We start from the raw sequence: 24,331 nt of genomic DNA, 5'->3' as shown, positions 1-24,331 counted from the left end.
GTGTTAGAAACTGCTGTAAGAGTGAGTGTCAAGAATAGGCGGTTAAAAAGCCGAACAGGTTAACAACTGAAGCAACTTCGCATAAACAGGTACGGAAAAAGCAAAAAATATAAAATTATTGTGCTGTCTACCTATTTTCCGCAGTTCTGAAACAATTAAACAGATCTAAGTGGATAATATAACGAACCTTATGAAAATTGCTTTAGTTCATGATTATTTAACCCAAAGAGGGGGAGCAGAACGGGTTTTTGAATTGCTTTGTCAATACTTCCCCGAAGCTGACGTATTTACATCCTTATATGATCCGGAGGAAACTATTGAGTTAGGCGATCGCCCGGTTAATACGACAAGACTACAAAATATTCCCGGCGCCGCCAAGAATTTCCGACTCTTGGCTCCCTTCTACTATCCAGCGTTTCGGGCATTAGACCTGCAAAAGTATGATTTAATCATTAGTAGCACCAGTAGCTTTGCTAAAGGGGTGCGGAAACGTCCTGGTGCTATTCATATTTGTTTTTGTCATAACGTCACCCGGTTTCTCTGGGATACCAAAACCTACTTGCGGGAATACAAAGATTTTCGACTCTATTCCCCGGTAATTGAAAGAATATTTAATCGGCTCAGAGAGTTCGATATCACCTACGCTCAGGAACCCGATCTATATATTGCCAATTCAACCACGGTGGCTAAACGCATCCAAGCCATCTACGGAAAACCTGCACAAGTCATTCACTACCCAATTAACACCAACAAGTTTATTTTTGATGATCACAAGGAGGATTATTTCTATGTTTCGTCCCGCATCATCAGCTATAAACGCATCGATATTATCGTGGAAGCCTTCAATTGGCTAGGGTGGAAGCTTCTGATTGCTGGTGATGGACCAGAACGAGAACGTCTTGAAGCCAAAGCATTGGACAATATTCGATTTCTGGGGTACGTGAGTGATAAGGAGCGCAAGCAGCTTATGGCAAAAGCGCAGGGGGTGATTATTGCTGCATTAGAAGACTATGGATTAGTTCCCATTGAAGCCAACGTCAGTGGTACTCCAGTAATTGCTTACGGTGCAGGAGGAGTCCTGGATACACAAATTCCAGGGAAAACTGGCGTGTTTTTCAACAAACAAACTCCAGAATCTATCCATGCCGCCTTAATCGAATTCAATCAATTAACATGGGATTATGCCCAGATTCGTGATCATGCTCTGAGTAACTTCTCAGAAGCTGTATTTTTTGGCAAAGTGACCCAATTAATGCAGCAGATGTGTGGATTTAAACCGGAGCATTCTCTGAATTTATCCATTCCCGTTGAGCAATCGTGATAGTGACATCAAATCATCCCCAGGGAGCAGATACCGACTTTGGTTACGGGCAACTGTTTGCCATCCTAGTCCGCCGACGCTTTTGGTTTTTTGGTGTATTTTGTGGGGTTTTGGCGATCGCAATTCCTCTATCGTTGACCAAAACGCCCACCTACCGGAGTTCCATGCAGCTATTGGTTGAGCCGTATTTCAAAGAAAATAATCAAAATAGACAACCGGCTTTTGAAGATCAGGTGAAGGACTCGAATCTAGAAGTAGACTACGCCACCCAGCTAAACCTGATGCGGAGTACTCAACTTCTGCAACAAGCCGTGGATTTGCTGCACCCGCGATACCCAAACCTTGAGGTGGGAACCCTGAAGGAATCCTTGACGGTTACCCGCAAGCAGGAGGGGAAAACAGAGACTAAGATTGTGCAAGTGGACTATACCAGCAATGATCCGGTTAAAACCCAAAACGTACTAGAAGCGATTCAAAAGGTTTATCAAGAGTTCAGCCTCCAGCAGCAGCAACAACGCATTGCCGAAGGTTTAGCATTTATCAATAACCAGTTACCCACCGCACGACAGAGCGTCAGCCAAGCCGAGCAAGCCCTCGAACAATTTCGCCAAACCCAGAACCTGATTGACCCGCAGCAGCAAGCCACAACGGTGACAGAAAGGCTGAACACGATTAAGCAAGAGCGAGAAGCAATTCGCGCTCAGTTACAAGAAACCAGGGCGCGTTATCAACAACTACAGCAACAACTGGCGCGTTCTCCCCAAAAGGCACTCACCGCTTCTCGCTTAAGTGAGTCATCCCGTTACCAAACCCTGCTGGATGAACTGCAAAAGACAGAACTCGCCTTAGCAGAGCAACGGGTGAAATTTACCGATGCCGATCCCAGTGTACAGAACCTGCTGCAACAGCGTCAGCGCCAGCAAGAACTGTTGCAAGCAGAAGCTAATCGGGTATTGGGAGAAGTGCGACTAGGAACAGCAGAAAGCTTAGAAAAAGCTGGACAGTTGGGAGATACAGACTTGAATCTTTCACGCCAGCTTGTGGAAACCAAAACCCATCTGGAAGCCCTAGCTGCAAGGGATCAGAGTTTGGCACAAACTCAGCAGCAACTCCAAGCACAACTGAGTCGCTTTCCTCAACTGATAGCGGAGTACGAACGCCTACAACCCGAGGTGCAAGTGGAACGCAATACTCTGCAAAAACTCCTCGCAGCTCGACAAGAGTTAGGGATTGAAATCGCTAGGGGCGGATTTAAATGGCAAGTGGTGGAAGCGCCCCACTTAGGCAAGCAACTGGGTCCGAACACAAAGCAGGACTTAATCTTGGCTGGGGTGGTTGGGTTTTTCTTGGGCGGAGTGGCGGCTTTTGCGCGGGAAGCGCTGGATGATGCTGTGCATACTTCCGATCAGTTGAAGCAACGAGTGGCACTGCCTTTACTGGGTATCTTACCCCAATTGCCGCGCTTGAGTCCCAATGGACGGCTGATGCACTTTCCCTTCAGTAAGTCGCCCACTCCTGAACCGGAAACGCTCCCCATGCTGCAATCGCAGTCCTGGCGGGAATCGTTAGATCTGATCTATAAACATCTCCAACTGTTAAACGCCGATGCCATACTCAAATCTCTGGTTATCACATCCGCCCTACCTGGTGAGGGGAAGTCCACATTCGTATTGGGTTTGGCATTTAGTGCCGCTCGCTTACACCAGCGGGTACTCTTAATTGATGCGGATTTGCGCCGTCCGACGCTGCACCAACAGCTTCACTTGTCTAATGATCAAGGACTGGCAACGATACTTGCTGATCAAACTGCAGAGGTTGCTCCACAGCAGCTTTCCCTGTTCGGTGTTGAGATTGAGGTATTAACGGCTGGACCAACGCCACCCGATCCGGTTAAGTTGCTGAGTTCTCAACGAATGAAGCAATTAATGGCAACGTTTGAACAGGGTTATGACTTGGTTTTACTCGATACTTCACCAGTTCTGGGCATTGTCGATGCCATGCAAGCGGCTTCATTTTGTCAGGGTGTGGTATTGGTTGCCCGCTTAGATCGGGTGACGCAATCAGAACTGACTGAGGCAATCACTCTGCTGGGTCCCTTGAACGCGATCGGTGTGGTAGCAAATGGCGCTAGTAGTTATACCAATCGCTATGTTGCTTATGCTCAGCCAAGTAAAAGTCCATTACTAGAACTTAACTAGACTCATCTGCCGTACTTCAATTTGTAGCAAGCTAAGGAGTATGTTGAGCCTAAGTAGCTTAGCAATTTGCTTAAGTATAAATACTTAGGTTATTCAGAACAGAATGGGGGAATAACGCTCCACTAGAAAAAGAAGCAACGGTGCAACGGCTTCCTGTTCATCTTTATCGAAATCGAATCTTCATAGAGTCTTCATCAAATCTTTACAAAAAACTGACCAAAAAAAATTGAATCAATTAAAATTATAATATCCTACTGCTGAAGTAAAAGCGAATATTGGGCAACTAAGCTAGCCGAAGTTTGTCGGATTCTCGTTTAGCTTGTTTAATTTTTTAACCCATCTACATCTACTTATTGAGACGAATGAGCATCTCTCTGATTGTACCTAGCACTAAAAAATTGACTCATGAGCAAAAACAGAGTTGTCCACATTCATGTATGCTGAAATGGCGACAGGATAAATTGCTAGTCAGGCGCAGAAATTTGGACAACCATCCTTGTCTGACTACGTTGGAGAATGATCAACGGTTAACTGAGTGTTTGAAACGTTCCCCAGTCAAACTCGTTTCCTTAGATTACGAACTTGGAGAGACTCAACTCAAGCGTTGGGCAGATGCTTGTGAGCAAGCCAGGAAGCCCGTCTTCCTGCGAGTTCCTTCGCTTCGGGAATTACCGAGAAAGCGCCGTCCCCTAAAGTGGTTTATCAAGCGTATTATTGATGTACTCGCTGCTTCTTTCTTATTACTGGTGTTGAGTCCCATCCTGCTGCTATTAGCATTTTTGGTTCGTATGTCCTCGCCAGGACCGATATTCTTCAAGCAATGGCGGATTGGGAAACGGGGTAAGTTTTTCCGGATTCTCAAGTTTCGCACAATGGTGGTGGATGCCGAGAAACTGCACCATCAAGTGATGGGTGATATGCCAGGGTTGCACAAGTGCAAAGATGACCCCCGCGTGACTCCCCTAGGGCGTTGGTTGCGAAAGTACAGCTTGGATGAATTACCCCAGTTAATTAATGTGTTACGGGGCGAACTTAGCTTAGTTGGACCCCGCCCTTGGGCTTTGTATGATGCTGTGCGGATTAGCCCTGAAGGAAAACGGCGGTTGAATGCCCGACCTGGAATCACGGGAAGTTGGCAGGTAGAAGCCCGGTCAACTCTGCTGGATTTGGAAACAATTAATCATTGGGATCTCGACTATCTCCGTCGTTGGTCAGTGCGGCAGGATCTCATTCTGCTGTTGAGAACAATTCCCAAAGTACTTTCCGGTTTTGGCGCTTACTAAAAAACGTTGCCCCTATCTCTGTTGTCATCTGAACCGAAAACGTTTCAAGTGAATGAATGTTTTCGCTGGCATCGAGAGGCTCCCAACTGAACCCTAGTCTAACCCTGCTGTTGATCAAACAACCATGCTCCTAAAGGTTCCTAACCCAATCCGCAATTTCCTGAAAACCACCAGCTTTTGGCAGGATAATGCTTTTATCTTTCGGGAGTTTAAGAACTTTCGTAAAATTGTCGTTCTGGCTGTGGTGTTTACATTACTGGCGGCAATTTTTGAAGGATTCGGAGTTGGGTTTATCCTTTCCTTCTTACAAAGTTTTACCAGCCCAGAAGCTGAGCCAATTAAAACGGGAATTGAGTGGTTTGATGTTTGGGTATTAGCGGTCAATGCACCCGCTAGAGAACGACTCTATCGGGTATCTGCTCTGATTCTAGTGGTTACTTGGCTGCGATGTGGATTGACCTACTTAGGACTGGTTTATAGTAAGATTGCTCAGATTAATCTCATTGATGGGCTGCGAAAGCAAATGTTTGAACAGCTTCAAGGATTGAGTCTGAGATATTTTTCTAAGACTCGTTCGGGTGAACTGCTCAATAGTTTAACGACGGAAATTGAGCAAATTAAACAGTCGTTTGAGGTGATGGCTTTTCTGTTGACTCGGGGTTCAACGCTCATCGCTTATATCATCTCAATGGTGTTGATATCCTGGCAACTGACGATCATTTCCTTGATGTTGTTTACGCTGCTTTCCGTTGGAGTATCAACATTGATCGCTCGGGTACGAGAAGCCAGCTTTGAACGGTCAAAAGCCAATGGAATGTTTGTCGCTACAGCCGTTGAATTTATCAGCGGAATTCGCACGGTTCACGCCTTTGCTACCCAGGATTTTGAACGCAGGCGTTTTTATGATGCCAGCTCAGGCATTGTCAACACGATGACCAAAATCGTGAAAGCGAGTAATTTGGTTGGACCGCTTTCGGAGGGGATGTCCATTACGATTATTATCGGAATGTTACTGTTTGCATTTGCGACGTTTATTCCCAATAATCAACTTCAACCCGCTTCATTTTTGACATTCTTATTCGTTTTGTTTCGTCTGATGCCCATTGTCCGTCAATTCAATGGAACTCGAGCAAAACTCGGTGATTTTCAAGGGTCGCTGAATAATATTAAAGAGTTACTCAGAACTGACAATAAACCCTATTTTGAAGATGGAACCGTTCAGTTTAAAGGCTTACAACGAGGGATTGAGTTTGTCGGTGTCGATTTTGGGTATGAGGCGGATAATCTTGTCTTACATAACGTTACGCTAACCATTGAACGAGGAAAGACGACGGCTTTAGTGGGGGCGTCGGGTGCGGGTAAAACCACCCTGGCGGATCTAATTCCCCGATTCTATGATCCAACACACGGGAAAATTTTGTTGGATGGCATGGATTTGCGGGACTTTGACATTCATTCTGTACGTCGTCGGCTGGCGATTGTTAGTCAGGACACGTTTATTTTTAATACATCGGTTCGCAATAATATTGCTTACGGCACCCAAGCAGCCGATGAGACGGCGATTCGGGAAGCGGCTCGTTTAGCCAATGCCTTAGAGTTTATCGAAGAAATGCCCCAAGGGTTTGACACCTGCTTAGGCGATCGCGGAGTCAGGTTATCAGGGGGACAACGACAACGGATTGCGATCGCGCGAGCGCTGCTGCGTAATCCGGATATTCTGATTCTGGATGAAGCTACGAGTGCTTTAGACTCGGTGTCAGAGCGGCTGATTCAGGAGTCATTAGAGCAACTTTCAGTAGGACGAACCGTGATTGCGATCGCCCATCGGTTATCGACGATTATGCGGGCGGATAAAGTTGTGGTACTTGAGCAGGGACGGATTGTGGAACAAGGAGGATATCAGGAGTTGTTAGAACATCGGGGTAAGCTTTGGAACTATCACCAAATGCAGCATGAATTGGGGCAAGTCGGCTAGGAGATCAGGTGATTTTATGGTACTTCCTAATTTTTTGATTATCGGTGCTGCTAAAGCGGGAACCAGCTCACTCTATTACTATCTCCAACAACACCCGCAAATTTATATGAGTCCGGTTAAGGAACCCAAATTCTTTGCTTTAGAGGGGGAACCCCTTGATTTTCAAGGTCCGGATCAAGGAATCAATCGAACGTCTAGAACCAGCATTGCTGCCTACAGCGAACTGTTTCGGGCGGTATCTGATCAGATTGCGATCGGTGAAGCTTCCCCAATCTACCTTTACAGTTCCAAAGCGGCAACCAGGATAAAGCACTACCTCCCCAATGTAAAGCTCATCGCCATCTTGCGTCATCCCGTTGATCGGGCTTTCTCCAGTTTCGCTCACTTAGTTCGAGAAGGGTATGAAACCCTTTCCTTTGCCGAAGCTTTAAGGGAGGAGCAAACCCGGATACAGCAGAAATGGGCACCTCTGTTTTACTACAAGCAACAAGGATTCTATTATGAACAACTCAAACGCTACTTGGATACATTTGAGCGATCGCAGATCAAACTCTACCTTTATGAAGAACTCGCGGCAAACTCGACGGCTGTTGTCCAAGATATTTTTAGATTTCTGGGTGTAGATGATACATTTATCCCTGACTTAAGTCGAAAAAATATATCGGGCGTTCCTAAAAGTAGGCTACTGTATTCTCTGTTTAATCGAGACAACCCGATTAAGTCGGCGTTAAAACCGCTCTTTTCGGAACAGCTGCGTCGAAATATTGCTGAAACCTTTGATAAACAAAACTTAGGGGCAAAACCGATTTTATCACCAGAGGATCGCCAAGACTTGCTGAAACTCTACAAAGACGATATTTTAAAGCTTCAGGATCTGATCCAACGAGACCTTTCTCACTGGATAAGCTGTTCGGCATTTAAACCATAATGTTAGGAACTGCGAAATCCTGGTGGTGCAACTATCTTGGTCACTGCCCATTCCCAATTTAAATGCATAACAGCTTAACATGAATGAGTTTTTTGAATAACTCTAAAAAATGCATCTAATAATGATTAAGCGTTTAAAGACTAAATCCCCAATGTTGACCATTCGTACATTAGCTTTAGTGATTTGTACGGCTGTATTAGTGATTGCAATTAACTATATCGTTGGGCAACCTGACAATGAAGAATTAAATCTTTCTACAGAAAATAAAACCTGGTTTACGTCTCGTCCTTTACGAAGCCATGAGTTTAGATTATTTGACTTAGGCGTTGTTGATGTTAATATTGTTAAGTATGGCTGTCCAGCTTTACCGACGGCTTGGGTGGATTTTAATGCAGATAATCGTCTCGATATTTACACAGTAGGTTATCAAGGGACTGGTCAAACGGCTACGTTACCAAGTCAGCTTTATCGTCAGGATTCCGATGGTTCGTTTGTGAACATGACTAGCCCAACCAATCTGGATTTTCCTAACATGCGAACCCTTGCCTGGTTAGATGCCGATAGAGATAGAGATATTGATTTACTTTGGCATCCTCAGATTTATATGAGTCCGATTAAGGAACCGAAAATTTTTGCCTTAGAAGGTGATATACTTGATTTCCAAAATCTAGCACAGGGAATAAGAAGTTTTGATGAAGTTGAAATATTTACTTGATTTTGCTTTTTCCAAAAAGTTAACATAAAAATACATCTAGAAAGGGCAATAATTTTAACAGGATTATGTGTGTAATTTGTAATTTCCTATATTCTAACGTTGATACTGAAACTTCATTTGAGCAAGATCAAGCCCCAGCCAAGCAAAATTTACTCCTTAATCAGTCACTTATAGAAATAGTTGCGCCAAATCAGGGCGTGGAAACGAGTAGAACAACTTCCACAGACGATAACGTAACATCCACGACAACGCTTGGTTTTGAAGACGTCACTGATGCAGCGGGAATATCTTATGCCGGACTTACGTATGGTTCAGCTTGGGGTGATTTCAACGGAGACAGTTTTCCTGATCTCTGGGTTAATAATCACTTTAATCATCCTGGCATTTTATATCTCAATCAGAAAGATGGCACTTTTTCTGATGCTACTTCTACAGTCTTCTTGCTAGAAGAATTAACAGCAGGTTTGGGAGCCAGCTCTGATCATCATGGAGCAGCATGGGCAGATTTTGATAATGATGGAGACCAAGATTTATTACAGCTTGTTGGTTCACCGACAACGGAACCAAATTTATTATTTGTTAATGAGGGAGGTGTACTCAGAGATCGGGCACCAGAATTAGGTCTAGCTTACGCCAGCGCCAAGGCGCAAAATCCTATTTGGTTTGACTTTGATAACGATGGTTTGCTCGATCTTTTCCATGGCTCCACCGCAAGATCAGATGGTCTTGACCCCACAACAGTTTTTCGCCAAACCAGTAATGGTTTTGAGAATGTTGGTTCGGTTGTTGTCCCCGGACTTGAATCAGAGACTGTAAAGTTTGGCACTCTATCCGATCTCTCTGGAGATGGTGTTTTAGATCTTGTATTGCCCCAAAACCAAACAATTTTTGACACAACGTCCACACCGTTTCAAGACATAACCTCTAGTTTATTATCAAGTATACATTTGTTTTCGGGTAGCGATATTGTGTCGGCTGACTTCAATGGCGATCTGCGTCAAGATCTCTATTTTACGCGCAGAGGTAGAAATGTAGAGGTAGGTCAAGTTAACTCTAACGAGTTTAGAGGATTTCTTGAATCCGATGGTAATGCAACAGGTGTCCAATTCAATACAACCGGAGATGTCACCTTTAAATTTGCCTTGGCTTCCGCTAACAAGATTTTTATCGGATCTAGTGGATTTAATCCCACTCCGGTTGACAACTTTAGTGAATTCACCTTATCTCCAGATGATCCCAATGTAGTCGGTGTTTATCCTTATCAGCCTGGTGTTGATCAAGGAATTTATATTGGCTATGACCCCAGCCTACAGCGTTGGCAAATCTTTACCTCAATTAATCGAGAAGGTATTCGGGTTGAAGCAACTCAACCAATTTCTGAATTAACAGCTTTGGGTTTTGATCCTAATCCTTCTTTTCCCTCGGATCGACTATTGCTTAATACCGATCAAGGATTAGTGGATTTTAGTAGTGAAGCTGGTATCAATACCATCAATAGCCCTAGCAACAGCGTAACGGCTGGTGATTTTGACAACGATATGGATATAGACCTCTATATTGTTGCCACGGGGTCAGCTTTAAACCGAGAAAATATCCTGCTTGAGAATCAAGGAGATGGCACATTTCTTCCGGTGTCAAATGCTGGGGGAGCAGTCGGTTCTAATTTGGGATTAGGTGATGCGGTAACGACAGCTGACTATGATCTCGATGGTTTTCTCGACTTATTCGTCACCAATGGTTTTGTGGAAGGTACGCCATTGTATAGTGATGATGGTCCCCACCAGCTTTTCCGCAACCAAGGCAATGACAATAACTGGCTGCAAATTGACCTAGAAGGCACAGTCTCCAACCGAGACGGAATTGGCGCACGAGTATTTGTGACGTCTGGAGGCGTGACCCAACTGCGTGAACAATCTGGAGGAATTCATAAGTGGGCGCAAAATCACCAGCGCATCCATTTTGGACTGGCTGAGAATACTCAAGTAGATTTAGTAGAAATTCATTGGCCCAGTGGAATCGTTCAACAACTGGAAAACGTCTCAGCGAATCAGTTAATTACAGTTTTAGAAGCAGATAACAGCAACGTAAATACGGCTCCAATCGCCATAGATGATGATGCAACCACTACTGAAAATATACCTGTCAATATCGATGTGTTGAGTAACGATAGCGATGCTGAGGCAGATGCACTCTCGCTGAGTATCGTGACCCCTCCAACCAGCGGTACTGCTGTAGTTGATGACAACGATACCCCTGATGATTTGAGCGACGATTTTATCACCTATACTCCGGCTGTAGATTTCACAGGTACTGATCAATTTGAGTATCAGGTTGATGATCTCCAAAGTACAGATACCGCCACAGTCAACCTGACAATTAACCCCTTTACCAATACGCCTATTCGGATCGAAGCTGAAGACTATGTAACTGGCGGTCAGGGTATCAGTTATTATGACACCACGAAAAAGAATTTTGGCGGTGCTTATCGCAATGATCCGGTGGATATTCAAGCCACATCTGATGTGGGTGGAGGTTTTAATGTTGGCTGGACTGACGCCGGGGAATGGCTAACCTATGACTTCACTGTACCGGAGTCTGGTCTATACAATTTGGTGGCTCGTGTCGCTAGTGGCAAGGATGGCATTCACAGTTTCAATGTTACAGTTGATGGACAAACAGAAACCTTTGAATTTGACAAAACGGGTGACTGGCAGACCTGGCAAAATGTAGGTGTCGAAGATCTTAACCTTTCTGCTGGCTCTCAGCAATTACGAGTCGATATCCTCAACGGGGATTTTAATCTTAATTATCTGGAGTTTATCCCAGCTATAGAAGATAAAACAATAAATGGTACGGCTGATGATGATACGCTTGACGGTACCGATGATAATGATATTATCAACGGCTTTAATGGTAGGGACATCCTCAAGGGAGCATCTGGGAAAGATACCCTAAATGGGGGCGATAAGCGGGACGTGCTTTATGGCGGTGGTGGTGAGGATATTCTTAATGGTGATGCTGGCAATGATAATCTTAATGGCGGGTTTAGTGATGACATTCTCAATGGTGGTTTTAGAAACGACTTACTTATTGGTGGGTTCGGCAATGACACGCTTACAGGAGGCGAAGGATCTGATAGATTCCGTTTTTTCCGAACAACGGATGGAGTAGACACGATTACTGACTTCTCTGTAGCAGATGACGAAATTCAGGTCAAGGGTAAAAGATTGGGTGGTGATCTGGTAAAGGGTGTCCTTAGCGCAGAACAGTTTGTCCTGGGAACAACAGCATTAGATAGCGAGGATCGCTTTATTTATGACCAAACTACAGGTAATCTATTCTTTGATATCGATGGCGCTGGCGGTAGTGACCAAATCTTGCTAGCAACGTTGTCTAACCAAGCCAACATCAGTTTTGCCGATATTGTGGTCTTTTAAAGAGGGAGCATCGTCAGCCATGGACATTGACTATAATGTTATTTTGGGTTGTCCCCGATCCGGAACAACTTTTTTACTTGATTCTCTAAAACCTTTACCTAATTCAGAATGTATTTCTGGGCATTTACTGCCGATTGTCATTCCCCACCTGATCAATCGTGACCTCGGTGCTGAAACGTATCAAGCGCTTTTGACTGGATTTGAGTTCTCTTTAATCGATTTTCTGGAATCCATTTCCGAAGAACGAGTTTCGGCAATCCACAGATGGCTCACTCAGTCGATGGGGACAACAGAACTGATTCAGGCGTTGCAACGAAAACGAGTCATCGAACGGATCATTTATAAAGAGCCTTTTCTCAGTTTTGCCCCAGAATTTACCTACAACGCTTTACCCAATTGTCGCATTGTCCATATCTACCGCGATGGTCGGGATTGTGCCGATTCTCTGATCCGAAAATACGATGTATTGACGGATGAAAAGTTAACCCACTTGCGGACAGCCGAAGTCCCTCTTGGTCGTAAATATGATCACCGTTATGTTCCCTGGTGGGTTGATCCAGGTTTAGAAGCAGAATTTCTGGCGGCTACACCTTACGTAAGAGCGATTTGGATGTGGAAAGAAATGGTGAGCCGCTGTTATGAGTTCTTTTCTCGTCTAGAAGTTATTTCTAGTGGTAGAGTTATGTTATTAAAGTACGAAGATTTAGTGAAAGATCCCCTTAAGCATGGAGAAGCAGTAGTGGAACACTTTGGCTGTAGTATGAATAATCAGATTCAAGAAAATTTCAAACAAGCTAAAATAAGCTCAGTGGGTATTTATAAGAAGCAACATAATTACAAAGAAATTAAACATGCAGAAAAAATTGCTAAGGAAGAGCTTAAAATGTATGGATACTTATAGTCATTTGACTTTGGATAAATAAATATGAGTTTTACAATGCATATAGCGCAAAGATTACAAATTAAAACTTTGTACGTAGTGCTTAAAAGCATTTTATCCAAAGCCCAATATAGTACTAAGAAAAAAATAGTAAGTCCAAAAAATATAAAAATAGGTTAATAATGTCTATGAGATTACCTAACTTTTTAGTGATAGGTGCAGCTAAAGCGGGAACAACTTCACTGTATTACTATTTGAAACAACACCCACAGATTTTTATGACTACTAGGAAAGAACCAAGGTTTTTTGCGTTAAAAGATATTCAGTTAGATTTTCGTGGTCCTGCTCAGGGGATTAATAAAACTTCAGTTACTAATTATAATGAATATTGTAATTTATTTAATGAAGTTACGAATGAAATAGCTATTGGTGAAGCTTCTACTATCTACCTTTATGATCCCAGAGCTCCTAAGCTTATAAAACACTATATACCAGACGTTAAACTCATAGCAATTCTTCGCGATCCAATTGAAAGAGCTTATTCAAGCTTTTCTCATTTAACCAGAGACGGATACGAAACCCTGACTTTTCTCCAGGCTCTTCGCGAAGAAAAAGCACGTATACTTGATAATTGGCCTCATCTTTGGCATTACCGAGAAAGTGGATTTTATTATGAGCAGCTAAAGCGGTATTTTGAGATTTTTAGTAAACAGCAGCTTAAAATTTACCTTTATGAAGATCTTAAAAGTAACTCGATTGCTGTAGTTCAAGATATTTTTATTTTTTTAGGTGTGGATGATAGTTTTATTCCAGATTTAACTAAACAAAATGAATCTGGAAAGCCCAAAAGCAGGCTATTAATCTACCTTTTTAAAAGGAATAACTTTCTTAAGTCTCTCCTCAAACCATTTTTTTTTCAGGCATGGCGTAATTACATCCGCAGCAAGGCATTAAAGCTAAATTTAGAGCCGATGCCACATTTGCCATTAGAAGTACGTCAAGAGTTAGTTGAAATCTACCGAAAAGACATCCTGAAAGTTCAGGATTTAATTCAGCGAGATCTGTCTAAATGGATAGAATAAAAGGCTAATTATTAGGATTAGGATTAGGATTAGGATTAGGATTTACTATTAATTTAAAATATCGAGAAAGGAAATGCTAAATAAGTTAATTTTTTTATTGCGGAAAATATGCCAGTTAACTACAGTAAGTAGACTAACGTTAGTCACTTGTACTTTACTTATAGTTATTACTGCTCACTTTATATTTTTACAGCCAGCCAATGAGGAGATAAACCTTTCCGTGAAAAGTAAAAACTGGTTTACACACAGCTTGGTAGTGAAAAATGCTTTTAAAATGGTTGACCTGGGAGTTGTAGATATAGAATCTAACAATATTTTAGATATATTTACTTCTAATCATAATCATGGTCAGTTTATTTCGCTTGGCAATGATCGTGGAAAATTTACTGATAATATGCTTTCTAAGTTTAGGCTTGATCAAGATCCTGAGTTTCCAGGTCTAGAGTATTCTGGAACTGAACCATTAATGGATACATCAGGAATTTATATTTATTGGCAGGAAAGGAGCTTAGTTATAAAAACTCATCAAACTAAAAACCTTGATAAAATACATGGAATGATTGATTTTTCTGCACCTGTAAAGATAGAAAAAAAACATTCATTTGACTTGGATGTAAAAGAGTATAAATTAGCTTCTGGAGCGGAGGCAACTACCATAAAGTTTACTACTGAAGGCGAAAATTCCAACTTTAGTTTTACCCCAAATAACGTAAGCATTCCATTTTCTTTTCAGCTTGATAAACAAATTCCCCTTGAACAAGTATACATTGGAAACAAAAGAGTAAATCCAAGTTCTCACGACTTTTCTTTTTATTTAAGAGATCGTCATGGTATGGCTTGGGCAGACTATGACCAAGATGGTATTACTGATGTGTTTATAGTTCGCGGCGGTCTTAAGGGGAGAATAGATAAACTACCTGAATCATATAGTGATGAATTGCTTATCTCTCAAGGTGACTTGAATTATGAAAAGAAGCCCATAGAGGAATTAGACATTACTAAGAACGGGTGTCCAGGAATGCAGACTGCTTGGGTTGATTTTGATAGTGATAATCTTCTTGATTTGTACATTATGTGTTTTGAACTCGGTGGTGAAACTCATGCTCATTCTAATCAGTTGTATCGCCAGGGTAAGAATGAAAAATTTATTAATGTTGCAACAGAAGTAAATCTTGATATGCAGGAAATGGGAACATTTTTCTGGCTAGATGCTGATAGAGATAGAGATATAGACTTTTTTTGGGTAGACGAAGAAGCTTTTTGGTTATACGTTAATGAGGCTGGAAAATTTGAACCACAGTTAATTGGTTCAAATACTGGAAGTGTAGCGAAGACGTTCATTGATAGTAACAAGTTGACAATTGCTGACTATGATGCAGATGGCGATTTAGATGTATTTGCTGCTTCACCACAGAGAAATACTCTGCTTATTAATAAAGAGGGTAAATATGAAATTATTGAACCACGACAAGTAGGCTTGCCTTCTGAAGCTCTGACCGCTAACTGGGTTGATTATGACAATGATGGTTTAATGGATTTACATCTTGTGCCTGATGGATTGTATAACCAACAAGAAGATCATAAATTCAAAAGAACGCACGCGCTTGAAATTAAGTTTTCCCAAGCATTAATTCAAGCTAGATGCACTTGGTTGGATGTTGATAATGATGGTTACAGAGATCTACTAATGGCGAGAGATTATCATGACTCTATATTTAATAGAGGGTTAAAAAAAATATTCCCCTCATTGATCAAAACCTCTTTTTCTTTCTGGAACTTAGATCTTTATCAGAATAGGAGTGCTACAAATCACTGGCTTCAGATTAATCTTATAGGACTGCCTGGAAATCGCCAAGCTATTGGAGCGCACATTGAGGTTACTACGCCCGACGACAGGGTTCAATTTCAGGTAGTTGGTCAGTCAGAAGGTTCTCACTACTCTCAGGGGCATTATCGTTTGTACTTTGGACTCGGTAAACATCAAAATGTGGATTCAGTGAAAGTTTTCTGGCCAGATGGTGACTTGCAGGAGTTTAATAACGTTTTCGGCGATCAATTGTTAACAATAAAACACGAAAATAAGTGAATTAATAGATATAAAATTGAACTTTGCAAAATGCTTAAATTATGCTGGAGTAATGATAAGGTTAATCGCGTATGAAACTTGGAATCATCACCCATAGTGTGGATAAAGGCGATGGTCAAGGCAGAGTCAATTATGAAGTCGTCAAAGAAGCGATCCGTCTCGGTGATCACGTCACCCTCATCGCCAGTCAGATTGCGCTCGACTTGCAACAAAATAGTCAGGTGCAGTGGATTAATATCTCTGTCCAAAAATTGCCCACAGCATTGCTACGAAATCTAGTTTTTTCTTGGCGAAGTGCTGAGTGGTTAAGCAAACACCGGGATGAACTGGATGTGGTCAAAGTTAATGGCGCAATCAGCAGTAGTCCCGGAGATATTAACGCCGTGCATTTCGTCCACAGTTCCTGGCTGCGATCGCCTGTGCATAGTTGGCGTATCCGTCGTGATCTCTATGGGTTCTATCAGTGGCTTTACACGAAGCTGAATGCTGGGTGGGAAAAACAGGCATTTATTCAAGCCAAAGTAGTTGTGGCGGTTTCACAAAAGGTTAAGCAGGAACTGATAGAGATGGGAATCCCATCCCAGTCTATTCAGGTGATCTTAAATGGGGTTGATTTGCAAGAGTTTTGTCCCACACGACGCGATCGCACTCCACTGGGTCTTCCCGAAGCCGTTACCCTGGCGTTTTTTGCTGGAGACATCCGCACCCCTCGAAAAAACTTAGATACGGTGCTGCACGCCTTAGTCGAGGTGCCTGAGTTACACCTAGCCGTTGCTGGAAGTACAGCCGGAAGTCCCTATCCTCAGCTCACCCAAAAGCTGAATCTAAGTCAACGAGTTCATTTTCTCGGCTATCGCAGCGATATTGCTGAAATCATGAACGCTGTGGATTTATTTGTGTTTCCCTCGCGATATGAAGCTTGCACTCTGGTGCTGCTGGAAGCTATGGCGTCTGGACTCCCGGTGATTACCGCCGCCACAGCAGGTGGTGCAGAAATTGTTACCCCAGATTGTGGCATCGTTTTATCTGATCCGGATGATACACAGGCGTTGATCCAAGCCCTAACAATCCTCACAAGAACGCCAAAAAAAAGAAAACAAATGGGTCAAGCTGCCCGCCGGAAAGCTGAACAACATAGCTGGGCAAATATGGCACATAAGTATGTTAAACTATTTAAATCATTGGGTTTTAATTAATCGTTATTTTATTAGTATTTAGCACAACCAAACTATTTAAAAAATATTAATGATTATCACCGTTACCATACCCACCTATCGACGCCTGCCAGACCTAAAACGCTGTCTGGAGGCGCTGCAAAAGCAAACCCGACCCGCCAATCAAGTCTTGGTGATTATTCGTGACACAGATACGGAAACGTGGCAATTCTTTGAAACCTTTGACCCTAACATTCTGCCATTACGTACTGTAAAAGTAAAGGTGCCAGGAGTAGTGGCGGCAATGAATGCAGGTTTGGACGTTGCCCAGGGAGATATCATTGCCTTTACCGATGACGATGCGGCTCCCCATACCGATTGGTTGGCACGAATTGAACATCATTTTCTGTCTGATCCGCGCATTGGTGGTGTCGGGGGGCGTGACATGATTTATTACCACGGTGAACTATGGACGACTGAAACTAAGCAGGTTGTTGGTCGCCTGCAATGGTTTGGACGCTTAATTGGCAATCATCATCTTGGTATCGGTACCGCCCGAGAGGTTGATGTTTTTAAGGGAGTGAATATGAGTTTTCGTCAGAGTGCAATTAAAGCATTACGCTTTGACAAAAGAATGCGTGGGACAGGGGCGCAGGTAGACTTTGAAGTTCTCTTTTGTTTGGCATTAAAACGAAATTGCTGGAAGTTAATTTACGATCCCGATGTTGTCGTCAATCACTATCCAGCACCGCGTTTTGACGAAGACCAACGCCATCAATTTAATCCCATTGCCTTAACCAATGCTGTCCATAATGAAACCTTAGCGTTGTTAGAACATTTGCCACGTTTACAGCGGATTATTTTTATAGTGTGGGCAATTTTAGTGGGAACCCGAAAGTATCCTGGTTTTGTGCAATGGTTGCGATTTTTACCCAGTCAAGGTTCTTTAGCTGGACAACAATGGTTAGCGTCCATACAAGGACGATGGCAAGGGTGGTCAACCTGGCAAGAGTCAAGGATGAGCAAGAATGTCTAGATATTGAGTCTCTTTGAAGAAGTTGAGAGTATAAATTAATTCATACACCTTATCATTCATGAATAAACCAGATTTTTTTATTGTCGGCGCACCGAAATGTGGAACAACATCCCTTTGTAAATACCTGGCTCAACACCCAGATGTTTTTATATCCAAATTCAAAGAGCCTAACCAATTTAGTTATGATTTGATCGAAAAACCGACAAAGCCAAGAAGAAGCATTGAAGAATATTTGGAGTTTTTTGACGATGCCGATGGCAGAATTTGTGGAGAAGGTTCATCGTTATATCTATATTCAAAAATAGCCGCCAAAGAAATCTATAATTTTAATCCAAATGCCAAAATAATCATAATGCTTAGAAATCCGGTAGATTTTTTATACTCTTATCATAATCAATGTGTATTAGAGTTAGACGAAGATATCAGAGACTTTAAAAGGGCTATCGAGGCGGAGAATGACCGTAAACAAGGAAAACGTATTCCCAAAGATTGCACCAGATCCTCTCTACTATTTTATAGTGAAGTTGCCAAATTTACAGAGCAAATTCAAAGATACTTTGATGTTTTTGGTCAAGAACGGGTTCAGATTATTATTTTTGATGACTTTATCAAAGATACCGCTAATGTTTATCAAAAAACATTAAGATTTCTCGGCATTGAGCAACAAAACACTCCAACTGAATTTACTCGATATCGAACGACATCTCAAGTAAAACACATGGCTTTATTCCGGGCTTATAAAAGAACTATAAGAACAATTTTTAGAGCCGGTAGAGTATTTAAGTTCCTTCCCTTTTCATCTCATGTTCAAATGTTTTTACACAAAATTTTCGTTAAAATTCACAAAAAATTTATGGTAAAAAAAGCCAGCCGTCCGCCTATGGACACTGAGCTGCGTCAATATCTGACCAAGAGGTTTACCTCAGAAGTAGAACAACTCAGTACTCTGATTGGGCATGACCTAACTCACTGGAACCGTAGTTAAATCAAAACCTTGAACTGCTTTGACTGGGGAGATATTCAGTGAGCGATAGACCACTACCTGCAAGTTTTCGCCTGGAGTTGCAACCCGCGCCCGCTTGGACAGCTATCTTAGCACTTGTCTTCTTCTGTGCGCTGTGTATTCTGGCAGGTGCTGGCAAGATACTGAACCTTGCTTTTCCAGTGGGGGCTTTCGCCGTCGGCTTGTTCCTATATTTTCGCTATCCAGTCCTTTACATTGGTTTTAGTTGGTGGATGTGGTTTTTGACACCTTTTGTCCGTCGCTTAGCCGATTATCGGAGTGGCTTTAGCAATCCCAGCCCGATTCTGTTAGCCCCTTTCCTAGTTACGTTAATTACTCTAACAACCCTTTGGAAAAATCTTCCCAAAACTCATCGCCAAGGTAGCTTACCTTTTGTTCTCTCGATTGTCGGTGTATTTTATAGCTTTTGTGTGGGATTTATTTCCAAGACTCCCGTTGCGGCTTGCCTCGCCTCGTTGGAGTGGCTAGCACCAATCTTGTTAGGATATCACTTATTTTTGAATTGGCGCAATTACCCCGATTACCGCCAAAATATTCAGCGCGTTTTTGTCTGGGGTGTATTGGTGATGGGAGTGTATGGAATCATACAGTATGTGATCGTCCCGGAGTGGGATCGATTTTGGTTGATTAATTCAGGATTGTCAACGTCTGGCACTCCTGAACCTTTTGGATTCCGAGTGTGGAGTACACTCAATTCTACCGAACCTTTTGCGGCGATGATGGCAGCAGGTTTGCTACTGTTATTAAGTAATTATCAACAAAACGGTTTAAAGGTGCTGGCTTCAGTCGCTGGTTATTCAGGCTTATTGCTCACCTTTGCCCGTTCGAGTTGGCTGGGTTGGTTGGCAGGATTACTGACGCTGATCAGTTCTCTGAAGCCAAAGCAGCGCATCAGTTTAATTATTACCCTTTTGGCGATTCTAATTCTGGTTATTCCTTTATCGACGCTAGAACCCTTCTCCGAAAAAATTAGTGAGCGATTGGAAACCTTTTCCAGTCTTGGAGATGACAATAGTTTTCAGAACAGACAGGCTTATTTTAAAATGGTATTTGGAGATGCACTGAGCAGTGTTGTGGGTTTGGGAATCGGTGGTGTAGCGACGGATAACTCGATTTTAGTGATGCTTTTTCAGTTGGGTTGGATTGGCACTATTTTTTATATGGGAGGAATGCTATTACTGATTTTTAGCTTGTTTAAAAGTTCTGAAGTGGGTTTCGATCCCTTTGCTATTGGCGCTCGTGCCGCTGTGATTAGTGCCGTGGTCAGACTGCCGATCAATGTGCCAATGCTGGGCGTATCGGGTACAATTCTTTGGGGGTTTTTAGGCATCGGTCTAGCCGCTCATCAGTATCACCACCATCAACGTCTGATCCAGTTGAGACAGTCTTTGCCGCAACATCAAAGGAATAAATGGTCATAGAAATTACGTTTTTACCACTTATCTTGGAGTTGAATTAGACGGTGATTATGCCAATTGAAAAACCTATTTTTATTCTCGGCGCTCCCCGTTCAGGAACAACGTGGTTAGGCAAAGCCTTTGACCAACATCCTGATCTCGCTTGCTGGGCAGAAATTAGTAATATTTGGATGTGGGGAAATACCCATAAAACAAATGATCAGCTCACCGAGAACGATCTGAATCCCAAAATTAAACGTTATATTCAAAAAAGATTCTCTGACTACCTGGAAAAATATCAAAAAAAACGAATTTGCGATAAGACGCCTAGGAATTGTCTACGCATTTCTTTTATACAGGCAGTCTTCCCGGATGCCAAAATTATTATGGTACTCCGGGATGGTCGTTCCGTAATTAATTCTACGAAAAAAGAATTGAATCGCCCCAAGAATGTCCCTTGGAAGGAAGCCTATTCTCGACTCAAAGAAGTCCCAGTTTTGGAATGGTCGGTATTTCTGCCCCGGATCACATCTCGTCTCAAAAGAATGCTGGGTATCCCCTTAGACTACTGGGGTGCAAGACCCCCAGGATGGCAAGAATGGGTCAACCAATATTCCCGCGAAGCATTGCTGGCAAAACAGTGGTCTGAAACAATGGAAATAGCGATTGCTGAAGGCAGAAAGTTGCCTCCAGAAAATTATCTAGAAATACGCTATGAAGATTTGGTCAGTTCGCCGCAGGAGAAAATTGAAGAAATTACGAATTTTGCTGAACTCGATTCTCCTGAGCCGATCATCAATTATGCCCGGTCAACAGCCGACCCATCGCGAACGAATAAGTGGAAAGATTCATTAGATCCAAACATACTTAAAGAGATCAAGGAAATCATGGAACCAACAATGTCTAAACTGGGATATCCCTGGTAAAATTATGATTTCTAACCAGTACTATGTCTGCTCCAAAAATCGAGAACCCATTGCTTGGAATCCTTGGCAAGAAGACTGCCATATTGTTCCTGAGTGTGCTTACTTTGGGAAGGTATTTCAGGCGATGGAGAAGAATTTGCAGGTACAGGGTTTAACCTTTTACCTCACCTGGGATATCTCTAAGCTGCCATCATACGGACAAAATGTGGTCGCTGTTGTCCAAGGAGATGAGTGGTGTCGTATCCCCCGCTATTTTAATCAGGTACGTGCTGTGTTTAAATGCTATGGTACGCGCCGTAGTCTGGGATGTAATCCCCTGCTCAATCAGTCCTACGTCAACGTTCTCACCCTCAGTCAATTTATGCTGATCTCGGTGGCACGTTTACCCGGTTTGTTCAATTATGGGTTTCAGGTGATTAAAAATTTACCTTCATCTCTGGCTAAGTTGCCACCAATTTATGATATTCCACTTGGTTACTACAAACAGTTAGATCTACCCATTAAGACTATAGAAACTAGGAGTTATGATGTATTCTTTGCAGGCAGTTTAGCTCAAAAAAAATATAGCAAAAATTCCTTAAAATATTGGTTGAAAGACCCGAAAATTGTTTCTCGTCAAAAAATGATTGTGATTGTCGATAAGCTTAAGGAGAAATACCAAAATTTAAAATTTGAATTATCAATTACACGCGGTTTTCATGCCACAACTCACCAAGATGCCAGCAGCTATTCCGAAAAAATGATGGATACTAAAATATGTCTGGTTCCTAGAGGAACGTCTTTTGAGACATATCGTTTTTTCGAGGCACTCCGATATGGTTGTGTTGTCGTAACTGAAGCTTTACCCTCACGATGGTTTTATAATGGAGCGCCGACGATTCAGATTCAAGATTGGAGTGAGTTAGAGGCGGTATTGGAAAAGCTGACGAATGATCCATCCTTAATCCAGAGGTTACATCAGGAAGCGTTGAACTGGTGGCAAACCAAATGCTCGGAAACAGTGGTGGGTCAGTACATTGCTGAAACGTTAAATGGAACTCAATCTGATCCGGAGTCTTGCACAAATTACCATGAGTAATCTTACGGCAAAATCTGCCTATATTCTCTGTATCGGCAATGGCTGGTTACCCCAAATGCCAGGTGGACTGGATCGCTATGTATACGAACTAACCCACAACCTCGCTGCTGGACAGGATACGGTGGAATTGTGCGGTGTGGGACTCCCGCCAACTCCAGCCAACTCTCCCCTAAAACTAACGAACTTTGCTGAACCTGATAGTCCCTTGTGGCAACGGCTTTGGTCAACCCGCCGCCAATTTTTAAACCGACAAGCGCCGCCCCCGGATGCGATAAACCTGCATTTTGCCCTCTACAGTTTGCCTCTGTTATCCCTCTTACCGGAAAAAGTACCCATTACCTTCACCTTTCATGGCCCTTGGGCAATGGAGAGTCATCTGGCAGGTAGCAACAATCTAGCGGTATTCGTCAAGCGGTGGATGGAACAGCGGGTTTATAATCGGTGCGATCGCTTCATCGTCCTCAGTCACGCCTTTGGTACAATCTTGCACCAGTATTATCAGATTCCTTGGCACAAAATTCACATCATTCCCGGTGGTGTCGATACCTATCGATTTCAACCCAGCTTATCCCGTCAACAGGCGCGAGAACAGCTCAACTGGCATCAAGATCGGATGATTTTGTTTACTCCCCGTCGCCTGGTTCAGCGCATGGGAATTGATATCCTCTTAACTGCCCTGGCAAAAATCATATCTCAGATTCCTGATGTCTGGTTAGCGATCGCGGGGAAAGGAACCCTCAGAGAATCCTTGGAAAAACAAGCCACAGAATTAGGACTCAACAATCACGTTAAATTCCTAGGGTATTTACCCGATGAGTTTTTACCCATCGCCTATCAAGCCGCTGACTTGACGGTGATTCCCAGTCAGTCTCTGGAAGGATTTGGCTTAATTGTACTGGAATCTCTGGCATCGGGTACCCCGGTTCTGTGTACGCCTGTGGGGGGAATGCCAGAAATTTTAGCCCCCTTCTCTCCGGAACTGATCACAGACTCAGCCGATGAAGACGCGATCGCCCAAAAATTACAAACATTACTCACCGGAGAAATCTCCATGCCCTCTCGAACCATTTGTCAAGACTATGCTTGCCGCAATTTCAACTGGCATAATATTGCCCAACAGGTGCGTAAAGTTCTGCTGTAGAGACGTGCCATGGCACGTCTGGGAGCAGGGAATAAATTTTACCCATTTTGTGTATTCTATGATGTAATTTTTTGTTTTATTTATCCTGATTACCCAATTTTTCGAGCGACTCAAATTAACCAAATGCGTCAATTTTCAACCCGAATTCGCCATAAAATATTAAGAGAATTTTCTCAAATAAAACCCCCTCAAAATTCGCCGTGAGCGGGCTTGTCATAAAGCCGTACAAGCCTATGCCACCCATAAACCCATCCTTTCTCGGTGTGACTTAGAAATTGTCAATTCACTGGAACAGGAAGGAATTTTTGTCACCTCGTTAGACAACTTACAGATTCCCTTAACCTGTCAACTAATCCATGCGTCTCAAACTCTATTACCAAAAATCCTAGCCGCTTCACCGAGCAACCCCAAAGACTATTTGATTAAAGTTCCACCTGATCAGCTCATGGAATATCCTCAGCTTTTCCACTGGGGACTGGAAGAACGGCTGCTGAACATTGTAGAGAATTATCTGGCTCTTCCTGTTGCCTTTGGACTTTGGACAAAAAAACTAAATTTGCGTAAATGTTACGCAAATGTAGTTTGAAGTTAATTAAGAGGAATTAATTTAACTATGACCGAAAAGTTTTACTCGTCTTTAACTCCCTCATTTTCCCCAGAGATATCCGGC

General features: G+C 42.7%; 17 protein-coding genes. All 17 read left to right on the top strand.

The annotated features are described in order from the left end of the window. Positions 1–190: 190 nt before the first annotated feature. The 17 genes from RIG66_RS33540 to RIG66_RS33460 all read left to right on the top strand — a co-directional run bounded on the left by RIG66_RS33540 (position 191) and on the right by RIG66_RS33460 (position 23,661). Entirely contained in the window at positions 191–1,321 is a 1,131-nt protein-coding gene (locus RIG66_RS33540) for a glycosyltransferase (protein ID WP_446384407.1), read from the top strand. A 2-nt stretch (positions 1,322–1,323) separates the two neighbouring features. Beyond that, on the top strand, positions 1,324–3,519 hold the full coding sequence (locus RIG66_RS33535) for a GumC family protein (protein ID WP_446384405.1): 2,196 nt from the start codon (positions 1,324–1,326) through the stop codon (positions 3,517–3,519). A 362-nt stretch (positions 3,520–3,881) separates the two neighbouring features. Continuing rightward, positions 3,882–4,802, top strand: a complete 921-nt coding sequence (gene hepC / locus RIG66_RS33530) for a heterocyst development glycosyltransferase HepC (protein ID WP_446384403.1) — start codon at positions 3,882–3,884, stop codon at positions 4,800–4,802. 124 nt (positions 4,803–4,926) lie between these two features. Then, positions 4,927–6,777 carry a heterocyst formation ABC transporter subunit HepA gene (gene hepA / locus RIG66_RS33525; RefSeq protein ID WP_446384401.1) on the top strand — a complete coding sequence of 617 codons (1,851 nt, stop codon included), beginning with the start codon at positions 4,927–4,929 and terminating at the stop codon, positions 6,775–6,777. Positions 6,778–6,793: 16 nt separating this feature from the next. After that, on the top strand, positions 6,794–7,705 hold the full coding sequence (locus tag RIG66_RS33520) for a sulfotransferase family protein (protein WP_446384399.1): 912 nt from the start codon (positions 6,794–6,796) through the stop codon (positions 7,703–7,705). Between the two features lie 151 nt (positions 7,706–7,856). Next, on the top strand, positions 7,857–8,420 hold the full coding sequence (locus RIG66_RS33515) for an FG-GAP repeat domain-containing protein (RefSeq protein ID WP_446384397.1): 564 nt from the start codon (positions 7,857–7,859) through the stop codon (positions 8,418–8,420). 197 nt (positions 8,421–8,617) lie between these two features. Continuing rightward, positions 8,618–11,857, top strand: a complete 3,240-nt coding sequence (locus RIG66_RS33510) for an FG-GAP-like repeat-containing protein (RefSeq protein ID WP_446384395.1) — start codon at positions 8,618–8,620, stop codon at positions 11,855–11,857. Positions 11,858–11,876: 19 nt separating this feature from the next. Continuing rightward, a complete protein-coding gene (locus tag RIG66_RS33505; protein WP_446384393.1) occupies positions 11,877–12,758 on the top strand; it encodes a sulfotransferase in 882 nt (293 codons plus the stop codon). A gap of 167 nt (positions 12,759–12,925) precedes the next feature. Then, complete coding sequence (locus RIG66_RS33500) at positions 12,926–13,819, top strand: sulfotransferase family protein (protein ID WP_446384391.1); 894 nt, start codon at positions 12,926–12,928, stop codon at positions 13,817–13,819. Between the two features lie 73 nt (positions 13,820–13,892). Then, positions 13,893–15,905 (top strand): CRTAC1 family protein, encoded by a 2,013-nt coding sequence (locus tag RIG66_RS33495; RefSeq protein WP_446384389.1) that lies wholly within the window; start codon positions 13,893–13,895, stop codon positions 15,903–15,905. A 71-nt stretch (positions 15,906–15,976) separates the two neighbouring features. Next, entirely contained in the window at positions 15,977–17,101 is a 1,125-nt protein-coding gene (locus RIG66_RS33490; protein ID WP_446384388.1) for a glycosyltransferase family 4 protein, read from the top strand. 49 nt (positions 17,102–17,150) lie between these two features. Next, positions 17,151–18,095 (top strand): glycosyltransferase family 2 protein, encoded by a 945-nt coding sequence (locus tag RIG66_RS33485; RefSeq protein WP_446384386.1) that lies wholly within the window; start codon positions 17,151–17,153, stop codon positions 18,093–18,095. Positions 18,096–18,153: 58 nt separating this feature from the next. Next, a complete protein-coding gene (locus tag RIG66_RS33480) occupies positions 18,154–19,080 on the top strand; it encodes a sulfotransferase family protein (RefSeq protein ID WP_446384384.1) in 927 nt (308 codons plus the stop codon). A 38-nt stretch (positions 19,081–19,118) separates the two neighbouring features. Further along, the gene (locus RIG66_RS33475) at positions 19,119–20,540 is read left to right on the top strand and encodes an O-antigen ligase domain-containing protein (protein ID WP_446384382.1); all 1,422 of its coding nucleotides are present in this window, start codon (positions 19,119–19,121) and stop codon (positions 20,538–20,540) included. 47 nt (positions 20,541–20,587) lie between these two features. Further along, positions 20,588–21,442 carry a sulfotransferase family protein gene (locus RIG66_RS33470; protein WP_446384380.1) on the top strand — a complete coding sequence of 285 codons (855 nt, stop codon included), beginning with the start codon at positions 20,588–20,590 and terminating at the stop codon, positions 21,440–21,442. 4 nt (positions 21,443–21,446) lie between these two features. Then, positions 21,447–22,520, top strand: a complete 1,074-nt coding sequence (locus RIG66_RS33465; RefSeq protein ID WP_446384378.1) for a glycosyltransferase family 1 protein — start codon at positions 21,447–21,449, stop codon at positions 22,518–22,520. After that, positions 22,513–23,661, top strand: coding sequence for a glycosyltransferase family 4 protein (locus RIG66_RS33460; RefSeq protein ID WP_446384376.1), 1,149 nt, complete (start codon positions 22,513–22,515; stop codon positions 23,659–23,661). Before RIG66_RS33465 ends, RIG66_RS33460 begins: the two co-directional genes overlap by 8 nt. Positions 23,662–24,331: the final 670 nt, after the last annotated feature.

Source organism: Coleofasciculus sp. E2-BRE-01 (genome assembly GCF_040221695.1).
Taxonomy (GTDB): Bacteria; Cyanobacteriota; Cyanobacteriia; order Cyanobacteriales; family Coleofasciculaceae; genus Coleofasciculus.
Note: the sequence above shows the minus strand (reverse complement) of the source record. Positions and strands in the feature narration are given on the sequence as shown.

Excerpts from the sequence above, each read along its gene's own strand:
- RIG66_RS33495 (WP_446384389.1), top strand. The coding sequence starts at position 13,893 with ATGCTAAATAAGTTAATTTTTTTATTGCGGAAAATATGCCAGTTAACT.
- RIG66_RS33490 (WP_446384388.1), top strand. The coding sequence starts at position 15,977 with ATGAAACTTGGAATCATCACCCATAGTGTGGATAAAGGCGATGGTCAA.
- RIG66_RS33480 (WP_446384384.1), top strand. The coding sequence starts at position 18,154 with ATGAATAAACCAGATTTTTTTATTGTCGGCGCACCGAAATGTGGAACA.
- RIG66_RS33515 (WP_446384397.1), top strand. The coding sequence starts at position 7,857 with ATGTTGACCATTCGTACATTAGCTTTAGTGATTTGTACGGCTGTATTA.
- RIG66_RS33520 (WP_446384399.1), top strand. The coding sequence starts at position 6,794 with ATGGTACTTCCTAATTTTTTGATTATCGGTGCTGCTAAAGCGGGAACC.
- RIG66_RS33485 (WP_446384386.1), top strand. The coding sequence starts at position 17,151 with ATGATTATCACCGTTACCATACCCACCTATCGACGCCTGCCAGACCTA.
- hepC (WP_446384403.1), top strand. The coding sequence starts at position 3,882 with ATGAGCATCTCTCTGATTGTACCTAGCACTAAAAAATTGACTCATGAG.
- hepA (WP_446384401.1), top strand. The coding sequence starts at position 4,927 with ATGCTCCTAAAGGTTCCTAACCCAATCCGCAATTTCCTGAAAACCACC.
- RIG66_RS33500 (WP_446384391.1), top strand. The coding sequence starts at position 12,926 with ATGAGATTACCTAACTTTTTAGTGATAGGTGCAGCTAAAGCGGGAACA.
- RIG66_RS33465 (WP_446384378.1), top strand. The coding sequence starts at position 21,447 with ATGATTTCTAACCAGTACTATGTCTGCTCCAAAAATCGAGAACCCATT.
- RIG66_RS33540 (WP_446384407.1), top strand. The coding sequence starts at position 191 with ATGAAAATTGCTTTAGTTCATGATTATTTAACCCAAAGAGGGGGAGCA.
- RIG66_RS33470 (WP_446384380.1), top strand. The coding sequence starts at position 20,588 with ATGCCAATTGAAAAACCTATTTTTATTCTCGGCGCTCCCCGTTCAGGA.
- RIG66_RS33505 (WP_446384393.1), top strand. The coding sequence starts at position 11,877 with ATGGACATTGACTATAATGTTATTTTGGGTTGTCCCCGATCCGGAACA.
- RIG66_RS33460 (WP_446384376.1), top strand. The coding sequence starts at position 22,513 with ATGAGTAATCTTACGGCAAAATCTGCCTATATTCTCTGTATCGGCAAT.